This window comes from Xanthomonas cassavae CFBP 4642 (assembly GCF_000454545.1).
GTDB classification, from domain to species: domain Bacteria; phylum Pseudomonadota; class Gammaproteobacteria; order Xanthomonadales; family Xanthomonadaceae; genus Xanthomonas; species Xanthomonas cassavae.
Window position 1 is genome coordinate 1670958 of sequence record NZ_CM002139.1, and the last position, 26295, is coordinate 1697252.

20 protein-coding genes, 1 other RNA gene and 2 pseudogenes are annotated in these 26295 nt (G+C 66.1%); 17 read left to right on the plus strand and 6 right to left on the minus strand.

Features of this window, described 5'->3' with window-relative positions:
* Positions 1–16: 16 nt before the first annotated feature.
* A complete protein-coding gene (locus XCSCFBP4642_RS0107445) occupies positions 17–877 on the plus strand; it encodes a pseudouridine synthase (RefSeq protein ID WP_029219245.1) in 861 nt (286 codons plus the stop codon).
* Here XCSCFBP4642_RS0107445 and XCSCFBP4642_RS0107450 read toward each other — a convergent pair.
* Positions 816–1220, minus strand: a complete 405-nt coding sequence (locus XCSCFBP4642_RS0107450) for a hypothetical protein (RefSeq protein WP_029219246.1) — start codon at positions 1218–1220, stop codon at positions 816–818. The genes XCSCFBP4642_RS0107445 and XCSCFBP4642_RS0107450 overlap by 62 nt on opposite strands.
* 2 nt (positions 1221–1222) lie before the next feature.
* The gene (gene kbl / locus XCSCFBP4642_RS0107455; RefSeq protein WP_029219247.1) at positions 1223–2431 is read right to left on the minus strand and encodes a glycine C-acetyltransferase; all 1209 of its coding nucleotides are present in this window, start codon (positions 2429–2431) and stop codon (positions 1223–1225) included.
* Positions 2432–2522: 91 nt separating this feature from the next.
* Between kbl and XCSCFBP4642_RS24250 the strand changes: the two are divergent.
* The 5 genes and pseudogenes from XCSCFBP4642_RS24250 to XCSCFBP4642_RS0107480 all read left to right on the plus strand — a co-directional run bounded on the left by XCSCFBP4642_RS24250 (position 2523) and on the right by XCSCFBP4642_RS0107480 (position 7667).
* Positions 2523–3619, plus strand: a pseudogene (locus tag XCSCFBP4642_RS24250) (sulfate ABC transporter substrate-binding protein).
* A gap of 2 nt (positions 3620–3621) precedes the next feature.
* Positions 3622–4485 carry a sulfate ABC transporter permease subunit CysT gene (gene cysT / locus XCSCFBP4642_RS0107465; protein WP_029219248.1) on the plus strand — a complete coding sequence of 288 codons (864 nt, stop codon included), beginning with the start codon at positions 3622–3624 and terminating at the stop codon, positions 4483–4485.
* The gene (cysW, locus tag XCSCFBP4642_RS0107470; protein WP_029219249.1) at positions 4482–5435 is read left to right on the plus strand and encodes a sulfate ABC transporter permease subunit CysW; all 954 of its coding nucleotides are present in this window, start codon (positions 4482–4484) and stop codon (positions 5433–5435) included. The genes cysT and cysW overlap by 4 nt, the downstream gene beginning before the upstream one ends.
* A 7-nt stretch (positions 5436–5442) precedes the next feature.
* On the plus strand, positions 5443–6477 hold the full coding sequence (locus tag XCSCFBP4642_RS0107475) for a sulfate/molybdate ABC transporter ATP-binding protein (RefSeq protein WP_029219250.1): 1035 nt from the start codon (positions 5443–5445) through the stop codon (positions 6475–6477).
* Between the two features lie 473 nt (positions 6478–6950).
* Positions 6951–7667, plus strand: a complete 717-nt coding sequence (locus tag XCSCFBP4642_RS0107480; protein WP_029219251.1) for a TorF family putative porin — start codon at positions 6951–6953, stop codon at positions 7665–7667.
* A gap of 159 nt (positions 7668–7826) precedes the next feature.
* On the opposite strand, the gene tdh is transcribed toward XCSCFBP4642_RS0107480, so the two are convergent.
* The gene (gene tdh / locus XCSCFBP4642_RS0107485) at positions 7827–8861 is read right to left on the minus strand and encodes an L-threonine 3-dehydrogenase (protein WP_029219252.1); all 1035 of its coding nucleotides are present in this window, start codon (positions 8859–8861) and stop codon (positions 7827–7829) included.
* Between the two features lie 375 nt (positions 8862–9236).
* Positions 9237–11555 (minus strand): TonB-dependent receptor, encoded by a 2319-nt coding sequence (locus tag XCSCFBP4642_RS24255; RefSeq protein ID WP_033898135.1) that lies wholly within the window; start codon positions 11553–11555, stop codon positions 9237–9239.
* Positions 11556–11751: 196 nt separating this feature from the next.
* On the opposite strand from XCSCFBP4642_RS24255, the gene XCSCFBP4642_RS0107495 reads away from it, so the two are divergent.
* The 11 genes and pseudogenes from XCSCFBP4642_RS0107495 (at position 11752) to XCSCFBP4642_RS0107540 (ending at position 23934) form a co-directional block, all read left to right on the plus strand.
* Positions 11752–13839, plus strand: a complete 2088-nt coding sequence (locus XCSCFBP4642_RS0107495; protein ID WP_029219253.1) for a phosphocholine-specific phospholipase C — start codon at positions 11752–11754, stop codon at positions 13837–13839.
* A 93-nt stretch (positions 13840–13932) separates the two neighbouring features.
* Positions 13933–14448 (plus strand): annotated as a pseudogene (locus XCSCFBP4642_RS26610) (S46 family peptidase); the annotation flags it as partial.
* 62 nt (positions 14449–14510) lie between these two features.
* Positions 14511–15155 (plus strand): histidine phosphatase family protein, encoded by a 645-nt coding sequence (locus XCSCFBP4642_RS0107505; RefSeq protein ID WP_029219255.1) that lies wholly within the window; start codon positions 14511–14513, stop codon positions 15153–15155.
* Positions 15156–15215: 60 nt separating this feature from the next.
* A non-coding RNA gene (locus XCSCFBP4642_RS26615) (sX9 sRNA) lies at positions 15216–15287 on the plus strand.
* Between the two features lie 410 nt (positions 15288–15697).
* Positions 15698–16927: a bifunctional tetrahydrofolate synthase/dihydrofolate synthase gene (folC, locus tag XCSCFBP4642_RS0107510; protein ID WP_425480184.1), complete on the plus strand. Its 1230-nt coding sequence runs from the start codon at positions 15698–15700 to the stop codon at positions 16925–16927.
* Positions 16928–16995: 68 nt separating this feature from the next.
* A complete protein-coding gene (locus tag XCSCFBP4642_RS0107515) occupies positions 16996–18078 on the plus strand; it encodes an SPOR domain-containing protein (protein WP_029219257.1) in 1083 nt (360 codons plus the stop codon).
* Between the two features lie 213 nt (positions 18079–18291).
* Entirely contained in the window at positions 18292–19041 is a 750-nt protein-coding gene (locus XCSCFBP4642_RS0107520; protein ID WP_029219258.1) for a CvpA family protein, read from the plus strand.
* Positions 19042–19071: 30 nt separating this feature from the next.
* Positions 19072–20538 (plus strand): amidophosphoribosyltransferase, encoded by a 1467-nt coding sequence (gene purF, locus XCSCFBP4642_RS0107525; protein ID WP_029219259.1) that lies wholly within the window; start codon positions 19072–19074, stop codon positions 20536–20538.
* A 174-nt stretch (positions 20539–20712) separates the two neighbouring features.
* Complete coding sequence (locus tag XCSCFBP4642_RS0107530) at positions 20713–21558, plus strand: ferritin-like domain-containing protein (RefSeq protein ID WP_029219260.1); 846 nt, start codon at positions 20713–20715, stop codon at positions 21556–21558.
* A 570-nt stretch (positions 21559–22128) separates the two neighbouring features.
* Positions 22129–23382 (plus strand): zinc-dependent metalloprotease, encoded by a 1254-nt coding sequence (locus XCSCFBP4642_RS0107535; RefSeq protein WP_029219261.1) that lies wholly within the window; start codon positions 22129–22131, stop codon positions 23380–23382.
* A gap of 132 nt (positions 23383–23514) precedes the next feature.
* Positions 23515–23934: a hypothetical protein gene (locus XCSCFBP4642_RS0107540; protein WP_029219262.1), complete on the plus strand. Its 420-nt coding sequence runs from the start codon at positions 23515–23517 to the stop codon at positions 23932–23934.
* A gap of 123 nt (positions 23935–24057) precedes the next feature.
* Here XCSCFBP4642_RS0107540 and lpxH read toward each other — a convergent pair whose 3' ends face one another.
* Together lpxH and XCSCFBP4642_RS0107555 are read right to left on the minus strand one after the other, a co-directional pair.
* A complete protein-coding gene (gene lpxH / locus XCSCFBP4642_RS0107545; RefSeq protein WP_029219263.1) occupies positions 24058–24801 on the minus strand; it encodes a UDP-2,3-diacylglucosamine diphosphatase in 744 nt (247 codons plus the stop codon).
* A gap of 362 nt (positions 24802–25163) precedes the next feature.
* A complete protein-coding gene (locus XCSCFBP4642_RS0107555; RefSeq protein ID WP_029218350.1) occupies positions 25164–26084 on the minus strand; it encodes an IS110 family RNA-guided transposase in 921 nt (306 codons plus the stop codon).
* Positions 26085–26295 lie beyond the last annotated feature (211 nt).

Below are 26295 nucleotides of genomic sequence, written 5' to 3' on the forward strand. Positions count from 1 at the left end.
ACGCGGTCGGGACGACATGACCCGGCGGCTTCCGCCGGCGACGTCCCGGCCTCGCACGCGTGGCCCGGCACCGCCGGCGCGCGCCGCGCGTGCGTCCACCACCGCACAGGGCAACTCCGCGCCGCGACATGGGCTGGCGCGGGTGCTGTCCAAGCTGGGCGTGTGCTCGCGGACCGAGGCGGCCCGCTGGATCGCCGATGGGCGGGTCAGCGTCGATGGACGGGTGATCCGCGACCCTGAATTCCCGATCCGCACCGATCAACCGGCGGCCGTCACCATCGACGGCCAACCCCTGGCTGGACCTTCGCGGATCTATGTGATGCTCAACAAGCCGCGCGGCGTGGTTACCACGGTGCGCGACGAGCAGGGCAGGGACACCGTGTACCGCTGTTTCGATGGTGCGGGCCTGCCATGGATCGCGCCGGTCGGGCGCCTGGACAAGGCCAGCGAAGGTCTGCTGCTGTTCAGTAACGATCCGCAATGGGCGGCGGCGGTGACCGATCCCGCCAGCGGGCCGGACAAGACCTATCATGTGCAGATCGATTGCCACCCGAACGCCGGGCAGCTGGCGCAGCTGCAGATCGGTGTGATCGATCCCGACCCCGACGGTGATGGCGGATTGCTGCGTGCAAAACAGGCGCGCCTGCTGCGCGAGGGTGAGCGCAATGCCTGGTTGGAAATCGTGCTGGACGAAGGCCGCAACCGGCAGATCCGCCGATTGCTCGCGGCCGTGGACATCGGCGTGCTGCGGCTGGTGCGCGTGGCGATCGGGCCGCTGGCGATCGGCGCGCTGGGCACAGGCGCCTGGCGGATGCTCAGTGCGGCGGAAGTCCTGGCGCTGACGCCGGGTCGCGCCAGCGCGCCAGGCGCGCGCTGAGCAAGGCACTCACCACGTCCACCGCGCGTGCGTCGCCGGCACCGTTGGCGTCATGGCGCCGTCCCTTGGCGTGATTGCAGCCTGCACAGGCCAGCGCCAGATTGCGCGCATCGTTGGGCGCATTGCCCACCAGCATGCACAGGTCGGCTGCGGCGCGGCGCCCGAACCAGGCCTGCGGTACCACGTGTTCCAGCGTGGTGTGCCCCAGTGGTTCGCCGTCGGTGCCGATGTGCAGGCGGCGACGGCAATGCAGGCAGCGGGTTTCCCAGCTGCCGTCCAGCAACCGGGCCTGGGCATCGGTCTGCGCCGCGAGCAGGAGCCGTTGGCGCAGCACTGTCCGCATGCTCAGGCCTTGATGACGTCCAGTTCGCGGCCGATCTTGATGAAGGCGTCGATCGCCTGATCCAGCTGCGCGCGGGTATGCGCGGCGCTGATCTGGGTACGGATGCGGGCCTGGCCCTTGGGCACCACCGGGAAGAAGAAGCCAATCGCGTAGATGCCTTCTTCCAGCAGGCGCTCGGCGAACGTCTGCGCCAGCGGTGCGTCGTAGAGCATTACCGGGCTGATCGGGTGCACGCCGGGCTTGAGGTCGAAGCCGGCGGCGGTCATGCGTTCGCGGAAGTAGCGGGTGTTTTCCACCAGTTGCGTGCGCAGCTCGCCCGCGGCATCCAGCATTTCGAAGGCCTTGATGCCGGCAGCCACCACGTGCGGCGGCAATGAATTGGAGAACAGGTAGGGGCGCGAACGCTGGCGCAGCAACTCGATCACTTCGCGCTTTGCGGTGGTGAAGCCGCCGAGTGCGCCGCCCATGGCCTTGCCCAGGGTGCCGGTGAAGATGTCGATCTGGTCCAGGACGCCCTTGACCTCGGCCGAGCCGCGACCGGTGGCGCCCAGGAAGCCGGTGGCATGGCATTCGTCGATATGCACCAGTGCGTTGTACTTGCGGGCCAGGGCAGCGATCTCGTCCAGGGGGGCGATGAAGCCGTCCATCGAGAACACGCCGTCGCTGGTGATCAGCTTGGTCTTGCAGCCGGCCGCATCGGCAGCCTGCAGCTGCGCCTCCAGGTCGGCCATGTCGCAGTTGGCGTAGCGGAAGCGCTTGGCCTTGCACAGGCGCACGCCGTCGATGATGGAGGCGTGGTTCAGCGCATCGGAAATGATCGCATCGTGCTCGCCGAGCAGTGGTTCGAACAGGCCGCCGTTGGCGTCGAAGCAGGCGGCATAAAGGATGGTGTCCTCGGTGCCGAAGAACTCGGCGATGGTGCGCTCGAGCTGCTTGTGCAGGTCTTGGGTGCCGCAGATGAAGCGCACCGACGCCATGCCGAAGCCGTGGCTGTCCAGCGCATCCTTGGCGGCCTGGATGATGTCCGGGTGGTCGGCCAGGCCCAGATAGTTGTTGGCGCAGAAGTTCAGCACGCTGCGGCCAGCGGCCAGCGTGATCCGTGCCGACTGCGGGCCGGTGATGATGCGCTCGGACTTGAACAGGCCCTGGGACTGGATGGCATCCAGCTCGGCGGCGTAGTGGGAGGTGAGCGCGGCAGGCGGACGGGTCATGGCGGTCGCAGTGGCAAGGAAGAAGCGCAATCTTAACGATCACCATGGCATACCACTACGTCATGCAAAATCGGCATAAGCAACGGCGTGGATGTCATTTCACCGCCCGCGTGACGCTGCGCAGCATGGCATGCTTGCTGTTCAGCTGTGCCCCCCGGCCAGGAGATCGTTGTGACACACCCCCGCTTCCGCCTCGTTTCCCTCGTATGCATCTTGCTGGCCCTGGCCGGCCCAGCAGGCGCTCGCGACATCGGTTTGCTCAATGTGAGCTACGACCCCACCCGCGAGTTCTACCGCGATTTCAACACCGCATTCGCGGCGCAGTGGAAGCAGCAGCACCCGCAGGACACGGTCACGGTGGAGACCTCGCACGGCGGGTCCGGCAAGCAGGCGCGCGCGGTCATCGACGGCATCGAGGCGGACGTGGTGACCCTGGCGCTGGCCTACGACGTGGATGCGATCGCGCAGAAGGCCAAGCTGATCGACAGCGATTGGGAAAAGCGGCTGCCGGACAACAGCGCGCCGTATACCTCCACCATCGTGTTCCTGGTGCGCAAGGGCAACCCGAAGAACATCAAGGACTGGCCTGACCTGCTGCGTTCGGGTGTGGCGGTGGTGACGCCCAACCCCAAGACCTCCGGCGGCGCGCGCTGGAATTATCTGGCCGCCTGGGCGTATGCGGACCACATCTTCAAGGGCGACCGCGAGCGCATCCTGCGCTACATGCAGGCGCTGTTCCGCAACGTGCCGGTGCTCGACACCGGTGCGCGCGGTGCGACCACCACCTTCGTCCAGCGTGGTATCGGCGACGTCCTGCTGGCCTGGGAGAACGAGGCGCTGCTGGCGCGCGAGGAACTGGGCAAGGACAAGTTCGAGATCGTGGTGCCGAAGCTGTCGATCCTGGCCGAGCCATCGGTGGCGCTGGTGGACAGGAACGTCGACAAGCATGGCACCCGTGAGGTGGCCGACGCCTATCTGCGCTACCTGTATGCGCCGGAAGGGCAGAAGCTGGCGGCCAGGCATTTCTATCGCCCGCGCCATCCGGAGTTTGCCGATCCGGTGGACCTGGCCCGTTTCCCGGACATCAAGCTGGTGACGATCCAGCAGGCGTTCGGGTCCTGGGACAAGGCACAGCAGGAACACTTCGCCGACGGCGGCCTGTTCGACCAGATCCAGGCCAAGAAGTAGGCATGCAGACCTCGGTTGCACCCCACCCGGTGGCGCCAGCGCGCCGCCGCCGCGTGATGCCGGGGCTGGGCCTGAGTCTGGGCATCACCCTGACCTGGCTCGGCCTGATCGTGCTGATTCCGTTGCTGGGCATCTTCATCAAGACCAGCGGCTTGGGTTGGGAAGGGTTGTGGAAGGTCTGGAGCGAACCGCGCGCGCTGGCGGCGTTGCGGCTCAGCTTCGGCACCGCCCTGGCGGCAGGCGCGTTCAATGCGCTGATGGGCACCTGGGTGGCCTGGGTGTTCGTGCGTTACCGGTTTCCCGGCAAGCGCTTCTTCGACGCGGTGATCGACCTGCCGTTCGCGCTGCCCACCGCAGTGGCCGGTATCGCGCTGACTGCGTTGTATGGCGGCAACGGCTGGATCGGGCGCTGGCTGGAGGCGGCCGGTATCAAGGTGGCCTATACCCAGCTCGGCATCGTGATCGCGCTGGTGTTCGTTGGCCTGCCATTCGTGGTGCGGGTGGTGCAGCCGGTGCTGGCCGAAAGCGATCGTGAAATGGAGGCTGCGGCCGCCACGCTGGGCGCCTCGCGCTGGCAGACGGTCTGGCGGGTGGTGTTGCCGGGGCTGTGGCCGGCGGTGCTGACGGGGTTTGCGCTGGCCTTCGCACGCGGGGTGGGAGAGTACGGGTCGGTGATCTTCATTGCCGGCAACCTGCCCAATTCCACCGAAATCGCGCCGCTGCTGATCACCATCCGGCTGGAAGAGTTCGACTATGCCGGCGCCACCGCGATCGCCGCGGCGATGCTGTTGCTGTCGCTGGTGATCCTGCTGGTGGTCAACACGTTGCAGGCACGCCTGTTGCGCTATCAACGGAGGCCAGCATGACCGATGCTGTTTCCTCGTTGCCCTCGATGCTGCAGACCCGTGCGATGACCGAGCAGGCGCGCCGCATCACCGATTCGGCCACCAACGAGCCGCGCTGGGTGCAGGGGCTGATGATCCTGGGTGCACTGGGATTTCTGCTGGCGTTCTTGTTGCTGCCGCTGGTGCTGGTCTTCGCCGAAGCATTGCGCGGCGGCGGGGAGACCTTCCTGCGCGCGGTGGTCGACCCGGATGCGCTGTCGGCGATCAAGCTGACGCTGCTGGTGACGGCCGTCGTGCTGCCGTTGAACCTGGTATTCGGCGTGGCCGCTGCCTGGGCGGTGAGCAAGCACCAGTTCCGCGGCAAGCGCCTGCTGGTCAGCCTGATCGACCTGCCGTTTTCGGTGTCGCCGGTGGTGGCGGGGCTGATCTTCGTGCTGATCTTCGGCCGCAATGGCTGGGCCTGGCCATTGATCGACGAAGGCTGGCATGTGCAGCTGCCGGCGCTGGGCGACTTCGTGATTCAGCTGCCACGGATCGTGTTTGCGTTGCCTGGCATCGTGCTGGCCACCACGTTCGTGACATTTCCCTTCATCGCACGCGAACTGATGCCACTGATGGAGCAGCAGGGCAGCGACGAGGAATTGGCCGCGCTGAGCCTGGGCGCCAATGGCTGGCAGATGTTCTGGCGAGTGACTGTCCCCAATATCCGCTGGGGCCTGCTGTACGGCGTGCTGTTGTGCGCGGCGCGGGCGATGGGCGAGTTCGGCGCGGTGTCGGTGGTGTCCGGGCATATCCGCGGGCGTACCAATACGCTGCCGCTGCACGTGGAGATTCTCTACAACGAATACGCCTACAGCGCCGCATTCGCCTGCGCCTCGCTGCTGGCATTGACCGCGCTGCTGACGCTGGCGCTGAAGACGTACCTGGAATGGCGGCACGGCGATTCGCTGGCCGCCAATCACCGCCACTGAGGTCACCATGGGCATCCGTATCCACCGTCTGCGCAAGCAGTTCGAGAGTTTTACCGCGCTGGACGACATCAGTCTGGACGTGCGCCAAGGCGAGCTGCTGGCGCTGCTGGGGCCGTCCGGCTCGGGCAAGACCACCTTGTTGCGGATCATGGCCGGGCTGGAGCATGCCGATGGTGGGCAGGTGCTGTTCGGCGAGGAGGACGCCACCCGCATGAGCGTGCAGTCGCGCCGGGTCGGCTTCGTATTCCAGCATTACGCGCTGTTCAAGCACATGGACGTGTTCGAGAACATTGCGTTCGGGCTGCGCGTGCGGCGCGGCGACGAGCGCTGGGCCGAAGCGCGCATCCGTGCGCGGGTGGAAGAGCTGCTGGCGCTGGTGCAGCTGCAGGGACTGGAGCAGCGTTATCCTACCCAGTTGTCCGGCGGCCAGCGGCAGCGCGTGGCGCTGGCGCGGGCGCTGGCGATCGAACCGCGCGTGCTGTTGCTGGATGAACCCTTCGGCGCGCTGGATGCGCAGGTGCGCCGCGACCTGCGGCGCTGGCTGCGTGAGTTGCACGAGCGCACTGGCCTGACCACGGTGTTCGTGACCCATGACCAGGAGGAAGCGCTGGAGCTGGCTGACCGGGTTGCCATCCTCAACCGCGGTCGCATCGAACAGCTCGACACCCCGGCGGTGATCTACGACACGCCGGCCTCGCCGTTCGTGTATTCCTTCGTAGGGGCAGTGAACCGTATTCCCGGCGTGCTGGAGCAGGGGCAGATCCAGGTGGCAGGTCATGCCTTGCCGGCAGCCAATGCCGCACTGGCCGCCGGCCCGGTGGAAGTCTACGTGCGGCCCGAGGACCTGGTGCCCGATGATGACGCCGGCTGGCCGGCCACCGTGGCCTGGTCGCAGCGCAGCGGCCCACGGCTGCGGCTGCGCGCCACGCTGCAGCCGGCAGGCAACGAGGTGGAAGTGGAGCTGCCGGCCTCGGCCGGCAATTTCCAGCCCGGCCAGCAGCTGCGACTGACCGCACGCCATTACGGGGTGTTTCCGGCCTGAGGATCCGCCGCCGAGGCGTTTCACTCGGGCGCGATGGACGTGCCCGGGAATTGCTGAGGGAACCCGCGGTTTGCCGTGCCCTTGAATGCGGTGTCCCAGGACCGACCGGCAAGCGACCGGCGCTAGCCGCGTTGCAAGCGGAGCAGTGGAGTGGTTCGCGAACGGCACGTCTCCAGCGGCCTGCCCGACACTTCCAATACGGATTCCAGACTCCCATGTCCTTGGCTTCCGAATCTGGCTTCCGACTCTGATTCCCGATTCCCGATTCCCGATTCCCGATTCCCCAACATCAAGATTCCGCAGCCGCGGTCGATGACAGGCATACCCGATCGGCGCATCGCCAGGCGAAGGATGTGCGCTGGATCAAGCGAGCGCGACTTTTATGTTGCGCTGCAACGACAGTTCGACTAAGAATTCATTGCAGCTCTCGCTTCGCGCCATCCGACCGCCCATCGCTCCAGGAGAAGCCCCCCATGAAGCCGTCCTCGCTCGCTTGTTGTCTGTCGTTGCTGTTGTTCGGCGTGGTGCCGCTGGCACAGGCGCAAGACGAAGACGCGCCCGCGCCGCCGCTCAGCGGCACGTTTGCGCTGACCAGTGATTACCTGTTCCGCGGCATCTCGCAGACCAACGAAGAACCTGCGTTCCAGGCGGGCCTGACCTACAAGCTGCCCTACGGCTTTTATGTCGGGACCTGGGGTTCCAATGTCGATTTCGGCGCGGGCGATCCGGACTGGGAAGTGGACGGTTTTGCCGGCTACAACACCGACCTGAGTGCGAATTTCAATTTCGACGTGATGGTGAACCGCTATCACTATCTCGGTGCCGGTGCGTCCAACTACGCCGAGCTGATCACCAAGACTACGTTCCTGAAGACCTATAGCCTGACCCTGGCGTACACCAACGATCTGTACGGCAGCGACACCGATGGCTATTACTACGCACTGGATGCCAATTGGGCGTTGCCGCACAACTTCACCATCGGCGCGCATGCCGGGCACAGCATCTACACCTCGGCGCTGAGCCAGATCGATCACGACTACAACGATTTCGGCGTCAACGTGGGCAAGACCTTCGGTCCACTTGGCCTGAGCGTGGGCTATTACGACACCAGCGAAGCGGCCGAATTCGGCTTCGGGCGGCAGAATTCGCAGAACCATCTGGTGGCGACGGCAACGGTCACCTGGCCATGAGTGCGATTGGCTGAAGCGACTCTCGCACCTTCCTCGCGTTGCCGTGCGTAGCGAAGCGTTGCGCGCAGCATCTTCGGTTCCTGCATCCAGGTGACGTCAGGAAATGGAAATACAAAAGGCGCCTCGCGGCGCCTTTTGCGTATCGGCAGGATCAGCCGATCAGTTCCAGCTCAATACGACCTTGCCGGCCTTGCCTTCTTCCATCAGGTCGAAGCCCTTCTGGAAATCGTCGATCGGCAGCTGATGGGTCAGCACCTTCTGCAACGGGAAGCCCGACAGCACCAGCTGGGTCATCTTGTACCAGGTCTCATACATCTTGCGGCCGTAGATGCCTTGCACGGTAAGACCCTTGAAGATGATCCTGTCCCAGTCGCAGCCGGCACCGCGCGGCATGATGCCAAGCATGGCGATCTTGCCGCCGTGGTACATGCAATCGAGCATGTCGTTGAACGCGCGCGGGTTGCCGCTCATCTCCAGGCCCACGTCGAAGCCTTCCATGTGCAGGTCCTTCATCACGTCCTTCAACGACGTATTGGACACGTTGACCACGCGGGTGGCGCCCATGTCGGCGGCCAGCTTGAGACGGAAATCGTTAACGTCGGTGACGACCACGTTGCGCGCACCGATGTGCTTGCAGATGCCCGCCGCAATGATGCCGATCGGGCCGGCGCCGGTGATCAGCACGTCTTCGCCGATGACGTCGAACTCCAGCGCGCAATGCGCGGCGTTGCCGTAGGGGTCGAAGAATGCCGCCAGTTCGGACGGGATCTGGTCCGGGATGGGCCACAGGTTGGAGGCGGGCATCACCATGTATTCGGCAAACGCGCCGTTGACGTTGACGCCGATGCCAACCGTGTTGGGGCACAGGTGCGGGCGGCCACCGCGGCAGTTGCGGCAATGGCCGCAGACAATATGGCCTTCGGCCGAGACGCGTTGGCCCACCTGATAGCCGGTCACCGCCGAACCGAGCTCGGCCACGCGGCCGACGAACTCATGGCCGATGGTCAGGCCGGGTTTGATGGTGCGTTGGCTCCATTCGTCCCACAGGTAGATGTGCAGGTCGGTGCCGCAGATGGCGGTCTTTTCGAGCTTGATCAGCACCTCGTTGGGGCCGGGAGTGGGAACCGGCACCTGCTCCATCCAGATGCCTTTTCCCGCGTCGCGCTTGACCAGCGCTTTCATCGTCTGCGCCATATGGCGAGGCCTGCTAAGTGAAATAAGTCCGCAATTATATGCCCGATGCCGCATCCGCCATGCGGCAGTGCAGGACGGTCGCCCACGTTGATCCGGCGCCTGCCGGGAGACGGGAGTAGGCGGTGGACGAGCGGGCGCACGAGCCGGGCAAGGGGCGACTTCGCGCGCTGCCCCCATCCGCCCTTCGGGCACCTTCCCCCGCATGCGGGGGAAGGCGGTGCGCAGCACCGGATGGAGGTCACCACCGCCTTCACCCTTCTCCCGCATGCGGGAAAGTGGCACGCAGCGCCGGATGGAGGTCACCACCGCCTTGACCCTTCTCCCGCATGCGGGAAAGTGGCACGCAGCGCCGGATGAGGGCGCAACGGCAGATGCTCAGAACTTCACATCCAGGCTCAGGAAGGTTTGCCGCGGCGCACCAGCCACCATGGTCTGGTTGTAGCCGGCCGGATCGGAGGCGACATAGCCGTTGGTACCGGTGCTGGCGAAGTAGTGCTTGTCGGTGAGGTTGGTGACATTGAGTGCCAGGGCCACGTCAGCTACCCCGCCGAGGCGGCCGAAGTCGTAACGCGCGCCGGCATTGAACAGCCAGTACGAAGGCACCTGCGAATCGTTGAGGAAGGTGATGTAGCGCTTGTCGACGTATTTGCCGTCCAGGTCCAGGCGCAGGTTGCCGAACTGGTAGCTGGCGCTGGAGGAGAACATCAGCGCGGGGATGCCGACCACCTCCTTGCCGGAGGTGGCGACCACGCCGTTGTTGAGGTAATCGTCCTGGTAGCGCGAGCGATTCCACGACAGCGAGTTCAACCAGCTCAGGCCTTCGATCGGGCGCCACATCAGCGCCAGGTCGGCACCGGCGCTATGCACGGCGCCGACGTTGCTCAGGATCGCCGCGCAGGTCTGCACTGCGGTACACGGCGAGGTGGTCAACAGGCGGTTGGAGAACTTGGTGAAGTAGGCATCGGCCGAGAGCTGGAACTGGGCGTCCTGCACGCGGTAGCCCACCTGCACGGTCTGCGATTCTTCCGGCTCCAGCGTGGAGCGACTGCGGTCGAACGCGGCCTGCGAGGTGGCGAACGGGGTGAACCCGAACGCAGCGATGTTCTTGCTGTAGGATGCGTAGAGGTCCTGGCGCTCGTCGAGCTTGTAGTTGATGCCCACCTGCGGCAGGAAGTTGTCTTCGGCACGGATGCGGCCTTGCGCCAGCGAGGTGGTCGGCACCAGCGATTGCGCGCGCGTGGTGGTGTCGAGCGACTTTGCGCCATAGTTCAACGTGAGGCGGTCATCGAGCAGGCGCACGGTGTCCTGCAGGTACAGCATGCGAGTCTGGGTGGTGTAGCGCTGCAGGAAATCGCGGCGGAACGGAGTCTGCGCCTCAAAGACGTTGTACAGCGAGGTGTAGCCCTCGTTACCGAGCGCGAAGTAGTTGCGACCCTGCGTGGTGCGCGCGTTCTCGGCCCAGGCACCGATCTCCAGATCATGGTTGCCCCACGACCACTTCAGCGCACTGGTGCCGCCAAAACGATCCAGCCCGTAGTCGGTGGTGCGCATCGACACTGGAATCTGCGCCGAAGTGACGACATACGGCGTCACCCATTGTCCCTCGCCGCGATTGGCGTGGTAGTAGCCGGCGGCATCCAGGGTTGCGCCGCCGAACACGAACGTGGCCGACAGGCCGGCCAGAGTATCGCGACGCAGGCCGCCGCCGGCGTAGTAGCTGGCATCCAGCCAGCTGTAGTCGCTGGGCAGGCCGGCCAGCGATTGCGGATAGCCATTGGCCACGCCGCTGGTGGCGCCGGTGCTCTGGTACGCGCGTGCCATCTGCACGGCAGTGGCCCAATCCGGCTGCAGGTAGTCGTAATCCCAGCCCAGCGCGCGCTGGCTGGTCAACGACAGGTCCATGTAGTCGTATTCCTTGCGCCGCGAGGTATCCAGGAACAGGCTCAGGCGATGGCCGTCGCCCCACTGATACACGGTCTTGAGGTTGGCCTGTTCGGATGTCTGGTCGCCGAAGCCTTTCCACTTGTCGGTGCTGGCATTGGCGTAGGACAGGTACGCCGACAAGCCATTGCGATCGCCGGTATCGGCGCGCACGAAGGTGCGGCGGGTTGCATCGCTGCCCACCGTTTGCACCAGCCGCGCACCGGGCGTGGTCTGCGGATCGGCCGAGTAGAACTGCATGGTCCCGCCGAGATTGGTGTTGGAGGCGGTGCCCAGCGCACCGGCGCCTTGCGCGATCTCTACCGAGCCGAGGTTTTCGGAAATGATGGCGCGGGTGATGTGCAGGCCGTTGGTGACGCCGTAGCTCATGTTGCCCAGCGGAATGCCATCCAGCGTGTAGCCCAGGCGGCTCTGATCGAAACCGTGCAGGGTGACCTGCGTGGACCACTCGTAGGTACCGAACGGGTCGGCGGACTGGAACTGCACGCCCGGCAGCTTTTCCACTGCCTTGAAGGCGCTGCTGCCCGGTGTCAGCTGCTCGATGTCCTGCCGGCTGATGCGCTGCACCTGGCGCGTACTGCCCTGCGAGACCACGTTGATCGCATCCAGTTGGGTGGCGGTGCCCGCGGCATCGGCCACTGCGGCCGGAGCATCTGCACTGCCGGCGGCAACCGGCTCGGCGGCGTATGCCATGACGGGAAGCAGCGCGGCCAGCGCTAACGGAGTGACCTCAAAACGACGAGCGGAAGTCATGGCAGGAATCCTGTTCGAGCACGGCTGGGGGCGGACGCGCGGTGCAAGACCGACGTTTCGCGACGCAGGGTGTCAACAGCTCATGAAACATTGATGACGGCCGCTGTCGCAAAACTGTCGTGCTTGACGGCTATACGTGTGCGCTGCGCATTGCGACACGCGCTGCATCGCCCCCGACTTCGGCAAGGCTTTCGTCATGACGTCATCTTCTTCGCGCCGCGACTTCCTCAAGCGGGTTGCCGCACTTACCGCCGCCGGAGCCTTGCCGTCATCGATCGGCCGCGCGCTGGCGTTGCCGGCCAATGCGCGCACCGGCACGCTGCGCGACATCGAGCATGTGGTGATCCTGATGCAGGAAAACCGCTCGTTCGATCATTACTTCGGCGCGCTGCGCGGCGTGCGCGGCTTCGGCGACCCGCACGCGCTGCAGCTGCGCGACGGCAGCCTGGTCTGGAGCCAGCCAGCCGCCGATGGGCGCCGGCTGTTGCCGTTTGCGTTCGATTCGCGCAACACCAGCGCGCCGTTGATCAAGAGCCTGGATCATTCCTGGAAGGCCGGCCATGGGCAGGACCCGGCGCGCTGGGCCGAATACGATGCCTGGGTGGCGTACAAGGGCGAGCTGACGATGGGTTATTTCCAGCGCCAGGACATCCCGTACTACCACGCGCTCGCCGATGCCTTCACCATCTGCGATGGGTATTTCTGTTCGATGCATGGGCCTACCAATCCCAATCGCATGTATCTGTTCACCGGCACCAGTGGCCTGAGCGTGGGCGATCTGCGTGCGCAGGTGGCCAGCAATGCCGATGACGGCAACTGGACCGCCGACATGGCGCGCGACAAACCCGGTTACGCGGCGATGGGCTGGACCACCTATGCGCAGCGGCTGCAGGCGGCAGGCATCGACTGGCGCGTGTACCAGGAATACGACAACTTCGGTTGCAACTCGCTGGCGTATTTTTCCCATTACCGTGGGCTCGATCGCGCCGACGAGCGCTATCGCCGCGCGCGTGCCTGCGTGCCCGGGTCCACCGCAGACAACGCGGCCACCACGCAGGCCGATCATCTGATTGCCGCGATTGCGGCCGACGTGCAAGGCAATCGCCTGCCGCAGGTGTCGTGGATCATTCCACCCACTGCGTACTGCGAACATCCCGAAGCACCGCCGGCCTACGGCGAGTCGCTGGTGGCGCGGCTGATCGATGCGTTGACCTCCCATCCGCAGGTCTGGGCCAGGACCGCGTTGATCATCAACTACGACGAGAACGACGGCTTCTTCGATCATGTGCCGGCGCCGCTGCCGGCGCTGGATGCACGCATGGGGCGCAGCAATGTCGATGTGCGCGGCGAAGCCTATGACGGCGTACCGGTGGGTCTGGGCATCCGCGTGCCGATGCTGGTGATCTCGCCGTTTACACGCGGTGGCTGGGTCAATTCGCAGGTGTTCGACCACACCTCGGTGCTGCGTCTGCTGGAGCGCCGCTTCGGCGTGGCCGAGCCCAACATCAGCGCCTGGCGCCGCGCGGTCAGCGGCGATCTGACCAGCGTGTTCGATTTCCGCAAGCCCGACGATTCGGCGCTGAGCGCGTTGCCATCGATCGACGACTACCGCGCGCGGACCGCTGCGTTGCGCAACAAACCGTTACCGGTGCCGCCGAGCAACCCCGGCATGCCAAGGCAGGAGCCGGGCCAACGCCCCGCGCGCGCGTTGCCCTATGCCCTGCAGGTGCACGCGCGCGTGCACGCCGGCAACGCACTGCAGCTGCAGTTCGTCAACAGCGGCACCGCTGCGGCAGCGTTCAACGTCTACACCCGCACCGCCAGTGGTGGGCCCTGGTACTACACCGTGTTGCCGGGCACGCAGCTCGACGATGTTCCGGTAGGTGCGCTGCACGAGGGGACGTATGCGCTGCGCGTGCATGGGCCGAATGGGTTCCTGCGCGAGTTCGCCGGCGAGCTGCACCCCGATGCGGCACAGCAGGCCAGCCCCTGGGTGGAAGCGCGACAGGACGGCGATGCGCTGGTGCTGGAGATCGGCAACGCCGGCCAACAGGCCTGTGCGCTGCAATTGCGTGCGCTGGACCATGGCGGCCCGACGCCGCGGCCGCTGCAACTGGCTGCCGGCCAGCGGCAGAGCATCCGCCTGCCGCTGGCGGCGAGCGATCACTGGTACGACCTGGTGATCGAGCAGCCGGGCGCGGCCTTCCGCCGCCGCCTGGCCGGCCACCTGGAAACCGGGCGGCCCAGTCGCAGCGATCCCAGCTTCGGGCGCGCCTGGGCCTGATGACCCAGGCCGGCCAGCTGCGCATGAAGTGGTCTGGCGCGGTTGCGAGGCAGCGCATCCCTGCCACTGGTCGTGCGTTCGGCTGCAATCGTCGGCGGCGACGTCGACTACTGGATGTGGCCGCGCCACACCGGCGATTTCTCGTTCTACCGCGCCTATGTCGGCAAGGACGGCAAGCCGGCCGCTTACGCAAAAGACAACGTGCCTTACCAGCCCAGGCATTTCCTCAAGGGGATCGGCGCGCAGGCGCAGAAGCAGGCCGGTGAACCCGCCGTGCCGACCTGGGCCAAGCGGTAGGGCGCCAGCGGCCGCGCCGCGCTCAGGGCCCACGACACCCTGGTCACGCTGGTCAAGCGCGACCAGGCCACCCAGCACCGCGACTTCGTGCTGCGCCAGTTCGAGACCACCGGCACGGTGGGCGCGGCGGTCACGCTGTACCGGTTGGCCCTGGAGCGCGCCAAGCCCAATGCCGAGCGCGAATCGGGGTGTCAGGAGCGCGACCTGCCGGCCATCGAAGGCACGATGAAGCAGATGGAGCGCCGCTACGTGCCGGCCATGGACCGGCAGCTGCAGTGCTACTGGCTCAGCCAGTACATCGCGCTGCCTGCGGTTATGATGCGGTCCGGTTTCGCTGCCGCGAGCCGGCCCCTCCCCCAAGGAACTCTCAGCGCATGCGCATCCTGCTTGCTCGTCACGGCGAGACGCCGTGGAACGCCGAAGGCCGTTACCAGGGCCAGATCGATATTCCGCTGTCGCCGGTCGGCGAAGGCCAGGCGCGCGCATTGGGCGAACGGCTGCAGGCCTTGCAGATCACCCGCGCGGTCGCCTCGCCGCTGTCGCGCGCGCAGGCCACTGCCAAGGCTGCCCTGGGAGCGTCGCGCCTATCGCTGCTGCAGACCGATGCCGACCTGCAGGAAATCGCGCACGGCGAATGGGAAGGGTTGCTTGCAAGCGAAATCAACGACAAGGACCCGGCACGCCTGCGCGCATGGCGCGAGGAACCCGATACCGTGCTGATGCCCGGCGGCGAATCGCTGCGCCAGGTGCTGGACCGCAGCTGGCGCGGCCTGGCGCGCGCCGCCGACGGACTGGTCGCCGACGACACCCTGCTGGTGGTTGCGCATGATGCGGTCAATCGCGTGATCCTGTGCAAGATCCTGGGCCTGCCGTTGTCCAGGCTATGGAGCTTCTGCCAGGCCCCGACCACGCTGAACCTGCTCGAAGGCGATGACGTCGAGCACCTGGAAGTGGTGCGCCTCAACGACTGTGCGCACCACACACCGTTCTTTGGTGAGGCCAAGCATCGGGCGCTATAAGAGCAGCTAGCAAAACGACTGCGCGGCTGCCAGGCGGGCGCCGCCGGTGCTCGAATCGGCATGTACCACGCGTGCACGCCCGTTCCTCCGCGGCGTACACACCTGACGACCGCCCGCTACGTGTTGATAGCCGCTCGAAGGCGATCTGACGGGTAGCGCGTCCGGCAGGACGCAACCGCGATGGGTGCTAAGTCACGGCGTTGAGAGGGCTCGGTCTCCGGCCCAGCATTGAAGGCGTCAGCGCACCGGCAACCGGCGATGCCATCGGATGGAATTCAAAAGTCTGCCGATCTTCCTGACATTGCGTGCGTGCCAGATATTAGTTCTCTCTGCCGACAGACGCGTCAATCGAAATGGATTGCATCGTCGGCGCCACATGACTCCGATGCAGTAACTGCTGTGATGATTCAAAGACCACAGCGGCATCGCAAGCGCGATAATGCGCGGCGCGACGCACGACATCAGGTAACCCCGTGAACACTCCCACCACACTCTCCGACTGGCTCGCCTACATCGAGCAGCAACACCCCAGCAGTATCGCAATGGGGTTGGAGCGCGTGCGCGAGGTGGCTGCGCGTCTGCAGATCGAAGCGCCAGCCAAGCACGTCATCGTCGTGGGCGGCACCAACGGCAAGGGCTCGACGGTGGCCTTCATCGAGGCGATCGGGCGTGCTGCCGGGTGGAGGGTGGGCGCCTACACCTCGCCGCATCTGCTGCGTTACAACGAGCGTGTGCGTATCGATGGCGAAGAGGCCGGCGATGCACCGCTGACGACTGCTTTTGCCGCAGTCGAAGCGGCGCGTGGCGACACCGCGCTGACCTACTTCGAATTCGGCACGTTGGCGGCCTTGTGGCTGTTCCAGGGCGCCGCACTGGATCTGGCGGTGCTGGAAATCGGCCTGGGTGGACGGCTGGATGCGGTCAATATCGTCGACTCGGACGTCGCCGTGATCACCACGGTCGATATCGACCACACCGACTGGCTGGGCGGGGACCGCGAGGCGATCGGTGCCGAGAAGGCCGGCATCATCCGCGCGTGGAAGCCGGTGGTGCTGGGCGAGATCGACCCGCCGTCGAGCGTGCTGCGCCGCGCCTACCAGCTGGGTGCCAATGCGATCCGCGCCGGCAGCGATTATTTCTTCGAGCCGATCGACGCAGGGCAGGGTGAGACCCCGCAAGCCGACGTGCCGCATTGGCGCTGGCACGATGTGGCAGTGACGCTGCAATTGCCGATGCCGGTACTGCACGCGCCGGTGCAGCTGGCCAACGCCGCTGCCGCGATCGCCGCATTGCAGGCATTGCCGGTGGAAGTGCCCGACGCAGCCTGGGCGCAGGGTATCGGCAACGCGCAAGTGGCCGGGCGACTGCAGCGGCTTGAGGTCGATGGCGTGCAGGTATTGCTGGATGTCGGACACAACCCGCAGGCCGCGCGCGCGCTGGCCGCCGCGCTCGGTACGCAGGCGCATGCCGGCAGCACCTATGCGATCTACGCCGCACTGGCCGACAAGGATGTGCGGGGCGTGGTGCAGGCAGTAGCTGGGCAGATCGACCATTGGGCGCTGGCGGGGCTTGAAGGCGCGCGCGGCCAATCGGCGCAGGCGTTGCAGGCCCGTCTGCAAGGCAGTGCCGCCGCGCAGGCGCCGTGTCATCGCGATGTTGCCGTCGCAGTGCGCGCGGTCCTGGACACGGCCAGCCCCGGCGACCGCGTGCTGGTCTTCGGCTCGTTTCACACCGTGGCCGACGCGCTTGACGCACTTCATTCAGCCCGCTGAGGTCGTCGGGGTGGCGCCGGCCTTATAATCGCCGCGGCACCCCGCCACGCCGCCTCTAGCTCTCTTCTGTGGACACTGCTCTGAAACAGCGATTGATTGGCGCCATCGTTCTGGTGGCGCTCGCCGTGATCTTCCTGCCGATGCTGGTCAAGGGCCCTGCGCCGTCCAGCGGCGTGGCCGATGTGCCGCTCGAGGCGCCTGCCGCGCCCGGCAAGGGCGAATTCGAAACCCGTGAGTTGCCGCTGGTGACGCCGGGCAATGCCCCGGCCGGTGGCGCGCTGGGCATGGCCGGTGCCCCCGGCGCCCCGGCAACGGTGCAGGACAACCCCGACGCCGCCGATCTGGCCGCGCCCTCCAGCGCCCCGTCCGCGCCGGACGTGGCGGCCGGCAACTACGCGGTCAACTTCGGCGCCTACGCCACCAGCGCCGATGCCGATGCGGTGATCGCCCGGCTCAAGCAGGCGCAGTTGCCTGGTTTCAGCGAAAAGACCCAGATCAGCGGTCGTCCGGCCTGGCGCGTGCGCGTAGGCCCGTATGCCGATCAGGCCCAGGCCGAATCGGCCCGGTTGCAGGCGGTGAAGGTCCGCAGCGACGTCAACGCCCAGGTGGTGACGCTGGATGCGAGCGCCAGCGCTCCGCCGCCGGTGGCAACCCCGACCCCGGCACCGGCGCCCAAGCCGGCCAGCAGCACCACCGCCACTGCCGCTGGCACGCCTGCCGCCACCAGGACCGAAAGCCTGCCGCCGGAGCCGGCCAAGCCGGTTGCCGCCGCGCCCAAGTCGGCCGAGGCGCCGAAGCCGGCACCGGCCAAGACCGAGGTCGCCAGGACCCCGGCAACGCCGGAGCCCGCCAAGCCCGAAATGGCCAAGCCGGCTGCGCCTGCCCCCACGGCCCCGGCAGCGCCGGCTGCCAGCGGCATCGGGTTTGCGGTACAGCTGGGTGCCTTCGGCCGCGCCGAAGACGCCAATGCGCTGCGCGACCGCGTGCGCGCCGCCGGCTTCAGCGCATTCGTCGAACAGGTCCGCACCGACAAGGGCGCACTCAATCGTGTGCGTGTCGGCCCGGTCGCCAATCGCAGCGATGCCGAACAGTTGCGTGCCCAGGTGGCAGCCAAGGTCGGTATCTCCGGCATGGTGCGTCCGCATCCGTAATCGCCGTGCCGGCCGCAAGCAAACGCGGCCGCCGCGCAGGTGGCAGCCGCTCGTACACTGCACTGTCGGCGGACCGTCACGTGTCTGCTCACTGCCTGCACTGCGCGCCTGCAGCTGCTGGATGTTCGAACGCCTCGCACCCATGGAGGGGAGGGCAGTGACGACCGAGCCCAATTGCATTCACGGCGCGCGCGCCACGCGGAGAGGTTGCCCATGATCGACATGGTGCTGGGCGTCATTATTCTGGTGTCGGCCCTGTTGGGCTTGTTGCGCGGCTTTGTCGCCATCGTGGTGGGCACGTTGTCGTGGTTGCTGGCCGGCTGGGCTACCTTCCTGTTCGGCGGCGCGGCCGCGCGCTGGCTGGCCGATGGCAGGCACCCGTCTGCGACCGAATCGTTCGGCGGCTACGCCATGGTGTTCGTCGGTGTGCTGATCAGCGTGGCAGTGATTGGCATGGTGATCCGCGCGGGCGTGGATGCGATCAAGCTCGGCGGCACCGATCGCATGCTCGGGTTCGGGCTGGGCGCGGTGCGCGGCGCATTCCTGGCCAGCGTGCTGGTGCTGCTGATGGGGTTCACCCCGTTGCCGCGCGAGGCGGCATGGCGGCAGTCGGTGCTGTTGCCGGTACTGCAGCCCGGTGCGGGCTGGATGCGGGCGCAACTGCCGGCGTGGCGGATGCCGTCGATGGAGATGCCATCGATGGAACTCGGCAACCTGCCAACGGAGTTGGGGAAGTTGCCCCCGGCAGGCGATAATGCGGACCTGGGCAAGGCGCTTGCGGGCTCCGGGCTGAGCGACACCATCACGCGTGCCCTTGGCAAGCAACCCGGCAAGGCCGCCAGCGACGGACGCGATCCGGCGCAGGCGATGCCGGCCAATATCGATCCGGCGCAGGTTCGCGGCGGAGAAAGCGACCCCGCGCGGGTCGAGTCCCATGGCCAGGCACGGCCACCTTCACAGTAACGGCGCAAGCCGAAGCGGAGAACACGCACCATGTGTGGCATCGTCGGTATTGTCGGCAACCAGAGCGTCGCCGGGCAGCTGTATGACGGCCTGACCGTCCTGCAGCATCGTGGGCAGGACGCCGCAGGCATCGCCACCGCCGACGGCACGCGTCTACGCGTGCAGAAGGCCAACGGCCTGGTGCGCGATGTCTTCGACGAAAAGAAGATGGCGGTGCTTGAGGGCCGTGTCGGCATCGCACACTGCCGCTACCCGACCGCCGGGTCGGAAGGCATGGACGAAGCGCAGCCGTTCTACGTCAATTCGCCGTACGGCATCGCGCTGGCGCACAATGGCAACCTGATCAACACCGAGGCGCTGCGCCAGCAGGTGTTCGAAGCCGACCGCCGCAACATCAACACCGATTCGGACAGCGAAGTGCTGCTGAACGTGTTCGCCTACGAGCTGGACGCGCAGCGCATGCTCACCCCCGAAGCGGCGATTCGCGCGGTGGCTGGCGTGCACCGCCGCTGCAAGGGCGGCTATGCGGTGGTCAGCGTGGTGCTGGGCCTGGGCCTGGTGGCGTTCCGCGACCCGCACGGCATCCGCCCGCTGGTGCTGGGCAAGCGCGAACACGCCGAAGGCACCGAATACATCGTGTCCTCCGAATCGGCAGCGCTGGATATCCTCGGCTACCAGCGCGTGCGCGATGTGCGCCCGGGCGAAGCGCTGGTGATCACCGCGCGCGGCGAGCTGTTCTCGGAAGTGTGCGCCGCACCGACCGACCATGCGCCGTGCATTTTCGAGTACGTGTACTTCGCGCGTCCCGATTCGATGATCGACAACATCTCGGTGCACAAGGCGCGCATGCGCATGGGCCTGAAGCTGGGCGAAAAGATCCTGCGCCTGCGCCCGGACCATGACATCGACACCATCATCCCGATCCCGGACACCTCGCGCGATGTGGCGCTGGAAATGTCCAACGTGCTCGGCGTGAAATACCGCGAGGGCTTCGTCAAGAATCGCTATGTGGGCCGCACCTTCATCATGCCGGGGCAGGGCGAACGGCAGAAATCGGTACGCCGCAAGCTCAATCCGATCCACCTGGAATTCCGCAACCGCGTGGTGCTGCTGGTGGACGATTCCATCGTGCGCGGCACCACCAGCCGGCAGATCGTGCAGATGGCGCGCGATGCCGGTGCGCGCAAGGTGTACCTGGCCTCGGCCGCGCCGCCGGTGCGTTACCCCAACATCTACGGCATCGACATGCCGGCGGCCGAAGAGCTCATCGCGCATGGCCGCAGCGAGCTGGAAATCCAGGAGTTTCTGGGCTGCGACTGGCTGATCTACCAGGATCTGGAAGACCTGGAAGTGGCGGTGCGCGAGGGCAACCCGGACATCAAGCAGTTCGATTCCTCGTGCTTCAACGGCGAATACATCACCGGCATCGAGCCAGGGTATTTCGAACGCATCCAGCAGCTGCGCTCGGACGATGCCAAGAAGCGTCGCCGCGCCTGAGTCACCGAACCAGGGCGGCCAATTGGCCGCGCTGGTTGGCGTGCGGAGAGTGTCGGCGGGGTGCGGCAAACAAAACGCTGCAGCCATCGACACGCTCGATGAAGCGCGCCTGCGCAACGGGCAGCTACCTACGCGCGAACAAGTGCCAGCGCAATGCGTTTTTGCAGCGTGTCAGTGCCCCGTGCGGCCAACGGAGTGAGCAGCGATCCGTTCGCAAGCGCGGATCTGTTCGACGCCGCGCGCCTGTGCCTGGACCAGGCCGACCCGCGACAGAAAGTCGCGCTGACTCAGCACTACGCAGCCGCCTTTCGCGAAGGCGTCTTGACGCTCGATCCGGCGGCGTCTGCGCCTGCGCCGATCGGTATGCCAGGCCGTCCGGCAACGCCACTGCTGGTGCATCCGCGCGACTTGCCGCGCCGTGGACTGGGCACGCCGGAAGGGCGCGCTGCGTTTATTCACGCCATTGCGCACATCGAACTCAACGCCATCGATCTGGCCTGGGATGCGGTGTATCGCTTTCGCGGGCTTCCTGCGGCGTTCTATGCCGATTGGGTCGCGGTAGCTGATGACGAGTCGCGCCACTTCATGCTGCTGCGCGCACGATTGCAGGCGCACGACCACGACTACGGCGATTTCGCCGCGCATAACGGGTTGTGGGAAATGTGCGAGAAGACTGCACACGATGGCCTGGCGCGCATGGCCCTGGTGCCGCGGGTGCTCGAAGCGCGCGGCCTGGACGTGACACCGGCGATGATCGTCAAACTTCGTTCGCTCGGCGACGCTGCCACTGCCGAGGTGCTCGAAACCATTCTGCGCGAAGAGGTGGCGCACGTGGCCGCCGGCTCGCGTTGGTACCGCTGGTATTGCGAGCAGGCCGGCGTCGAGCCGCGCGCACGCTTCAAGGCTCTGCTGCGCGAATACGCTGGCGGGTATCTGCATGGGCCGTTCAATCTGCAGGCGCGCCTGCTTGCCGGTTTCGACGAGGACGAGCTAGCCGACTTGGTGGAGCAGGCTGGCTGAGGGTGCCTGCACGGGAGCGGCGAATCTGCGTTCGTGACCTGTGCTGTGAATCCACCTGACGCATGCGTGCGCGGATTCCAATGACGCCACACACGCCGCGTCACGCGCCACAGATTTGAGCGCACCTTCACGTCATGGCCGATGAGGCGGGTATCGATGCACGCGGTGCCATGCATGACGACGTGGCGGCACACGCCACCTGCACGACTCCGACGCGGCGCGGTGTCTGCAACACAGGTGAGGATCGACGCAGCCAATCGCGTGGCGGACGCAATCAGGTCTATGTGCAGCGATCCGCATGACGACGCGGGATCGCCCAGTTGTCCGTGAATGCGGCTTGTGCTCGTTTTGCACGCGCCTTCGGAACGCGCTCTTCTCAGTAGGACTGTGCGCTGGTTCTCGTTGGAGAGCTGCTGGAATCGCATCCATGTATCGGTAAACATCACAGAAACATAATTTTCCGTTACAACAACTTGCATTCTGTACAGTTACACGCGTCCTAATGGCGTCCCGGGGACAGGGGCCCGGTGTTTCACATCCGTAACTTTCATGTCTTAGGAGAGAAAGACGATGAAGTCGAAGTCGATGTGCACCACGGTCGGTCTGATTGCCATGTGTCTGGCCGGCTCGGCCGCCGCTGCCGGCAAGCCGTTGTATCAAACCGGCCCTGCGCTGAGCCGCAGTGCCACCGCCACCGCTGCAGCCGAACCTTCGCTGCAACGCCTGTTGAGCGCTCCGTCCACTGCCAATGCGCAGGTGGTCCAGCTCGATGCAGGTGCGGTGACCGCCGGCGAAAAATTGCTGGAGTTGCAGCTGGACGGCCAGACCATCACTGCGACGCAGGCCAAGGTGGATGCATTGGAGGGCGGCGACAGCGTCTGGTACGGCAATCTCGGCCCGCGTGCCGGCACGCGCGCGCGCACGCTGTCGGGCGTGGACCCGATGAACTCGGCCATCCTGGCGCGCAGCGGCGACACCGTGACCGGCACGATTCGCTATGCCGGCAAGCTCTATCGCCTGCGTCCGCTTGCCGATGGCCGCCACGTGCTGGTGCAGGTCGACGAGCAGCGCATGCCGCAGGAGCATCCGGCCGAGTACAGCCTGTTGCCCAAGTTCGACATGCCGGGCGACGGGCGCGTGACCATCGCTGCTGCCTCATCCGGCAGCCCGGCCACCATCCGCGTACTGGTCGTGGCCACCAACAAGGCCGTGACCGCGTATGGCGGCAACATGCAATCGCTGGTGCAGCTGGCGGTGGCCGAAGCCAACCAGGGTTACATCAACAGCAACGTCGGCATCACCTTGCAGCTGGCGCGTTACGAGACCACCAGCTACACCGAAACCGGCAACTTCACCACCGACCTGCAGCGCTTCCGGGTGACCAACGACGGTTACATGGACAGCATCCACACCAGCCGTAATACCTACACCGCGGACGTGGGCGTGATCGTGCTGGACAACAGCAGTTACTGCGGCCTGGCCTCGGGCATTGGGTCGAATGCGGCCAGTGCATTCGCCTCGGTGTACTGGGATTGCGCGACCGGCTACTACAGTTTCGCGCATGAAATCGGCCACCTGCAGAGCGCGCGTCACGATGCCACGAACGACCCGAGCACATCGCCGTATGCCTACGGTCACGGGTATCGCTACGGCAACAGCTGGCGCACCATCATGGCCTACGACTGCACCAGTGGTTGCCCGCGCTTGAACTACTGGTCCAATCCCAACATCAGCTACAACGGCGTGCCGATGGGCAATGCCAGTACCGCCGACAACCAGCGCGTGCTGGTCAACACCAAGGCCACGATCGCCGGCTTCCGCTGACGCCGTGCCTGCCGTTCCTGCCCCGGCACCGGTCAGGTGCCGGGGCAGGAGCGCTACTCCCGCACACGATGATCGCGCAGACTAGAGACACCGCCGGTACCCGCCGGCCACGTCCTGTCCAGCGGAGTCCTCATGTCCACGTTCTTGCGTTATGCCCTCGCGTGCCTGGTCGCGCTGGCCATCATCGGCTGCCGGCAGCAACCGGCCGAGCCCGCCGTCAGCACGCCCACGCCTGCCGCGGCAACCTCGGCAGTAGTGACCGGCAACGATGCCGAGGCCCGCGCACTGCATGTGCTCCAAGCGCAGCTGCAGCGCGATCATGCGTATCCGGACAACTGCATCAGCATCCTTACCGAAGCCGGCGATACACCTGCCGCTGATGCATTTGAATTTGCCGTCCACGAACGCCACGGCAATGGCTGCCCCGGTGACCCGCAGACCAGCCCGGTGCGCGACCGCTTCCGCGTGCAGGCCGATGGCACGGTGTTATGGTACGACGTGGTCAACGCCGATTTCGTCGACTATGCCGAGCGCGCGCGCAGCTTGCAGTAGGGCCTGCGCTTCACCACAGGCGTCTTCAATACCGGCAGGTGCCGACTCCCGGCCGCAGCGCGAAGGTAGTGCTCGCTGGTACGTGAGCGGCGGGTTGGCCGCTCGCAACACACTGGCGGCGCACTACAGTGGCAGCTGTTCCAGCGCGACGCCGTCGGCATCCACGCGCAGCACCGAGCCTTGTTCGTACCAGTCGCCCAGCACGATGCGCGTGCAGGTGCGGTCGCCGGCCTGCATGGTATGGATGGCGGGGCGGTGGGTATGCCCATGGATCAGGCGATCCACACCGTAACGCACAAAGGTGGTCTCCACTTCGGACGGCGAGACATCGGTGACGGTTTCCAGTTGCGCCTGATCGCCTTGCTGGAGTTCGGCGTAGCGGGCCTGGCTTGCGGCACGTGCCTGCTGCGCAAACGCCACGCGCGCGGCCAGCGGCTGCGACAGGAATTGCGCCTGAAACACCGGGTCGCGCGTCTGCGCGCGGAAGGCCTGGTACGCGGTGTCGTCTGTGCACAGCAGGTCGCCGTGCATCAGCAGGGTGGTGTGCCCGTACAGGTCGATCACCGTGGGGTCGGGCAGGATGCGGAAACCCGCACGCCGCGCATAGTGTTCGCCGACCAGGAAGTCGCGGTTGCCGGCCATGAAGAACACCGGCACGCCCGCATCGGCCACCGCATGCAGCGCCAGGGCGACCGCGTCGGCCGCGGTCGACGGGGTGTCGTCGCCGATCCAGGCTTCGAACAGATCGCCAAGGATGTACAGCGCATCGCTGCCGGGGACCTGCATGCGCAGGAACTCCAGGAACAGCTCGGTGATCGCCGGCCGCGCCGGATCCAGATGCAGATCGGAAATGAACAGGGTCGTCATTGCGTCATTGTACGGTGGGAACGCGGACGGGAATCGGGAATCGGGAATTGGTGAGGCGTGCGGCGGTATGGCCCCTCAACATCTGTTGTCCGAGCAATGCGCGTCTTTCGGTACCAGTAGCCGGTGACTGCCATCCGGTTAGCCTGCCGGCCAGGCTCCAAATACGCCGGATATGCGTCCGGTTTAAAGGGTTTTTTCAGCTGACCGCAGCAGCAAGCCCCTCTCCTACGGGAGAGCAACTGTCTTGATCAACTGGCGGCGGCAGCCGCCAGTTGATCCCGCATTTTGGCGTTGAGGATGACCAGCAACTTGCGTATGGCCGCCACCAGGGCCACTTTGCCNCGGGAGAGCAACTGTCTTGATCAACTGGCGGCGGCAGCCGCCAGTTGATCCCGCATTTTGGCGTTGAGGATGACCAGCAACTTGCGTATGGCCGCCACCAGGGCCACTTTGCCGGCCTTGCCCTTGTCACGCAGCCGTTGATAAAAATCGCGCAGTGGCGGGTTGAAGCGCACGGCCACCAGGGTGGCCATGTACAGCACCTGGCCGATGCCGGCCCGCCCGCCCCAGATGCGCCGCACCCCACGCATCGCGCCGCTGTCGCGCGCCAGCGGTGCGACCCCGACCAGCTTGGCAATGGCCTTGCCGCTCAGCTGGCCCAGTTCCGGCAGCTGTGCCGCCAGGCTCGCCAGCAGCACCGGGCCGACACCTTTGACCTGACGCAGCACCTGCAACTCTGCACGCGCGGCCAATTGCTGGGCGATGCGTGCGTCCAGCTGCGCCACCTGCTGCTGCAACTGCCGCACTGCGCTGTGCGCCTGCCGCTTGAGCCAGGCATCGGTAAGCGTAGACAGCTGCTGGCGCTGCTGCTGCACGACGGTCACCACCTGCATCCGCCGCTGCTGATAGGCGCGCAGTTGCCGGCGCCAGTCCTCCAACGGCTGATAGCGTGTCAGCGGCAGTACCGCCGCCATGTGTGCCAACGCACGCGCATCCAGCCGATCGGTCTTGGCCAGCTGACCGGTGGCCTTGGCAAAATCGCGCGCCTGGCGCGGATTGATCCGCACCATCGGCAGGCCGGCAGCATGCAGCGTGTCCAGCGCCAATTGCTCAGCACCCCCGGTTGCTTCCACCACCACTTGGTACAACGTCAGCGGCGCCAGCCAGTCACGCAACTGACGCAGGCCCGTGGCCTGATTGGCAAATCGCCGCGCCTGCTGCAAGCCATGCACATGCACGTCCAACCACTGCCTGCAGACATCGATTCCGACACTCTCGTTCATGATCAACTCCGCTATGCTCGACGGGTCGAGAGCTCTCCTGGGCAGCCCAGCCTTATCGTTACGAGCGCCTACTCGAGCAACTGTTCGGGCGTTTGCCAGGAGATTGCGGCGTGGCGACCTCGCTCTCCCGCGGTCGCTCAGACCTATGGGTTATCGGTCGACCACGCCGCCTCTCGACGCCTAATCTGGCAGATCGCCAAGAGATAAGGGG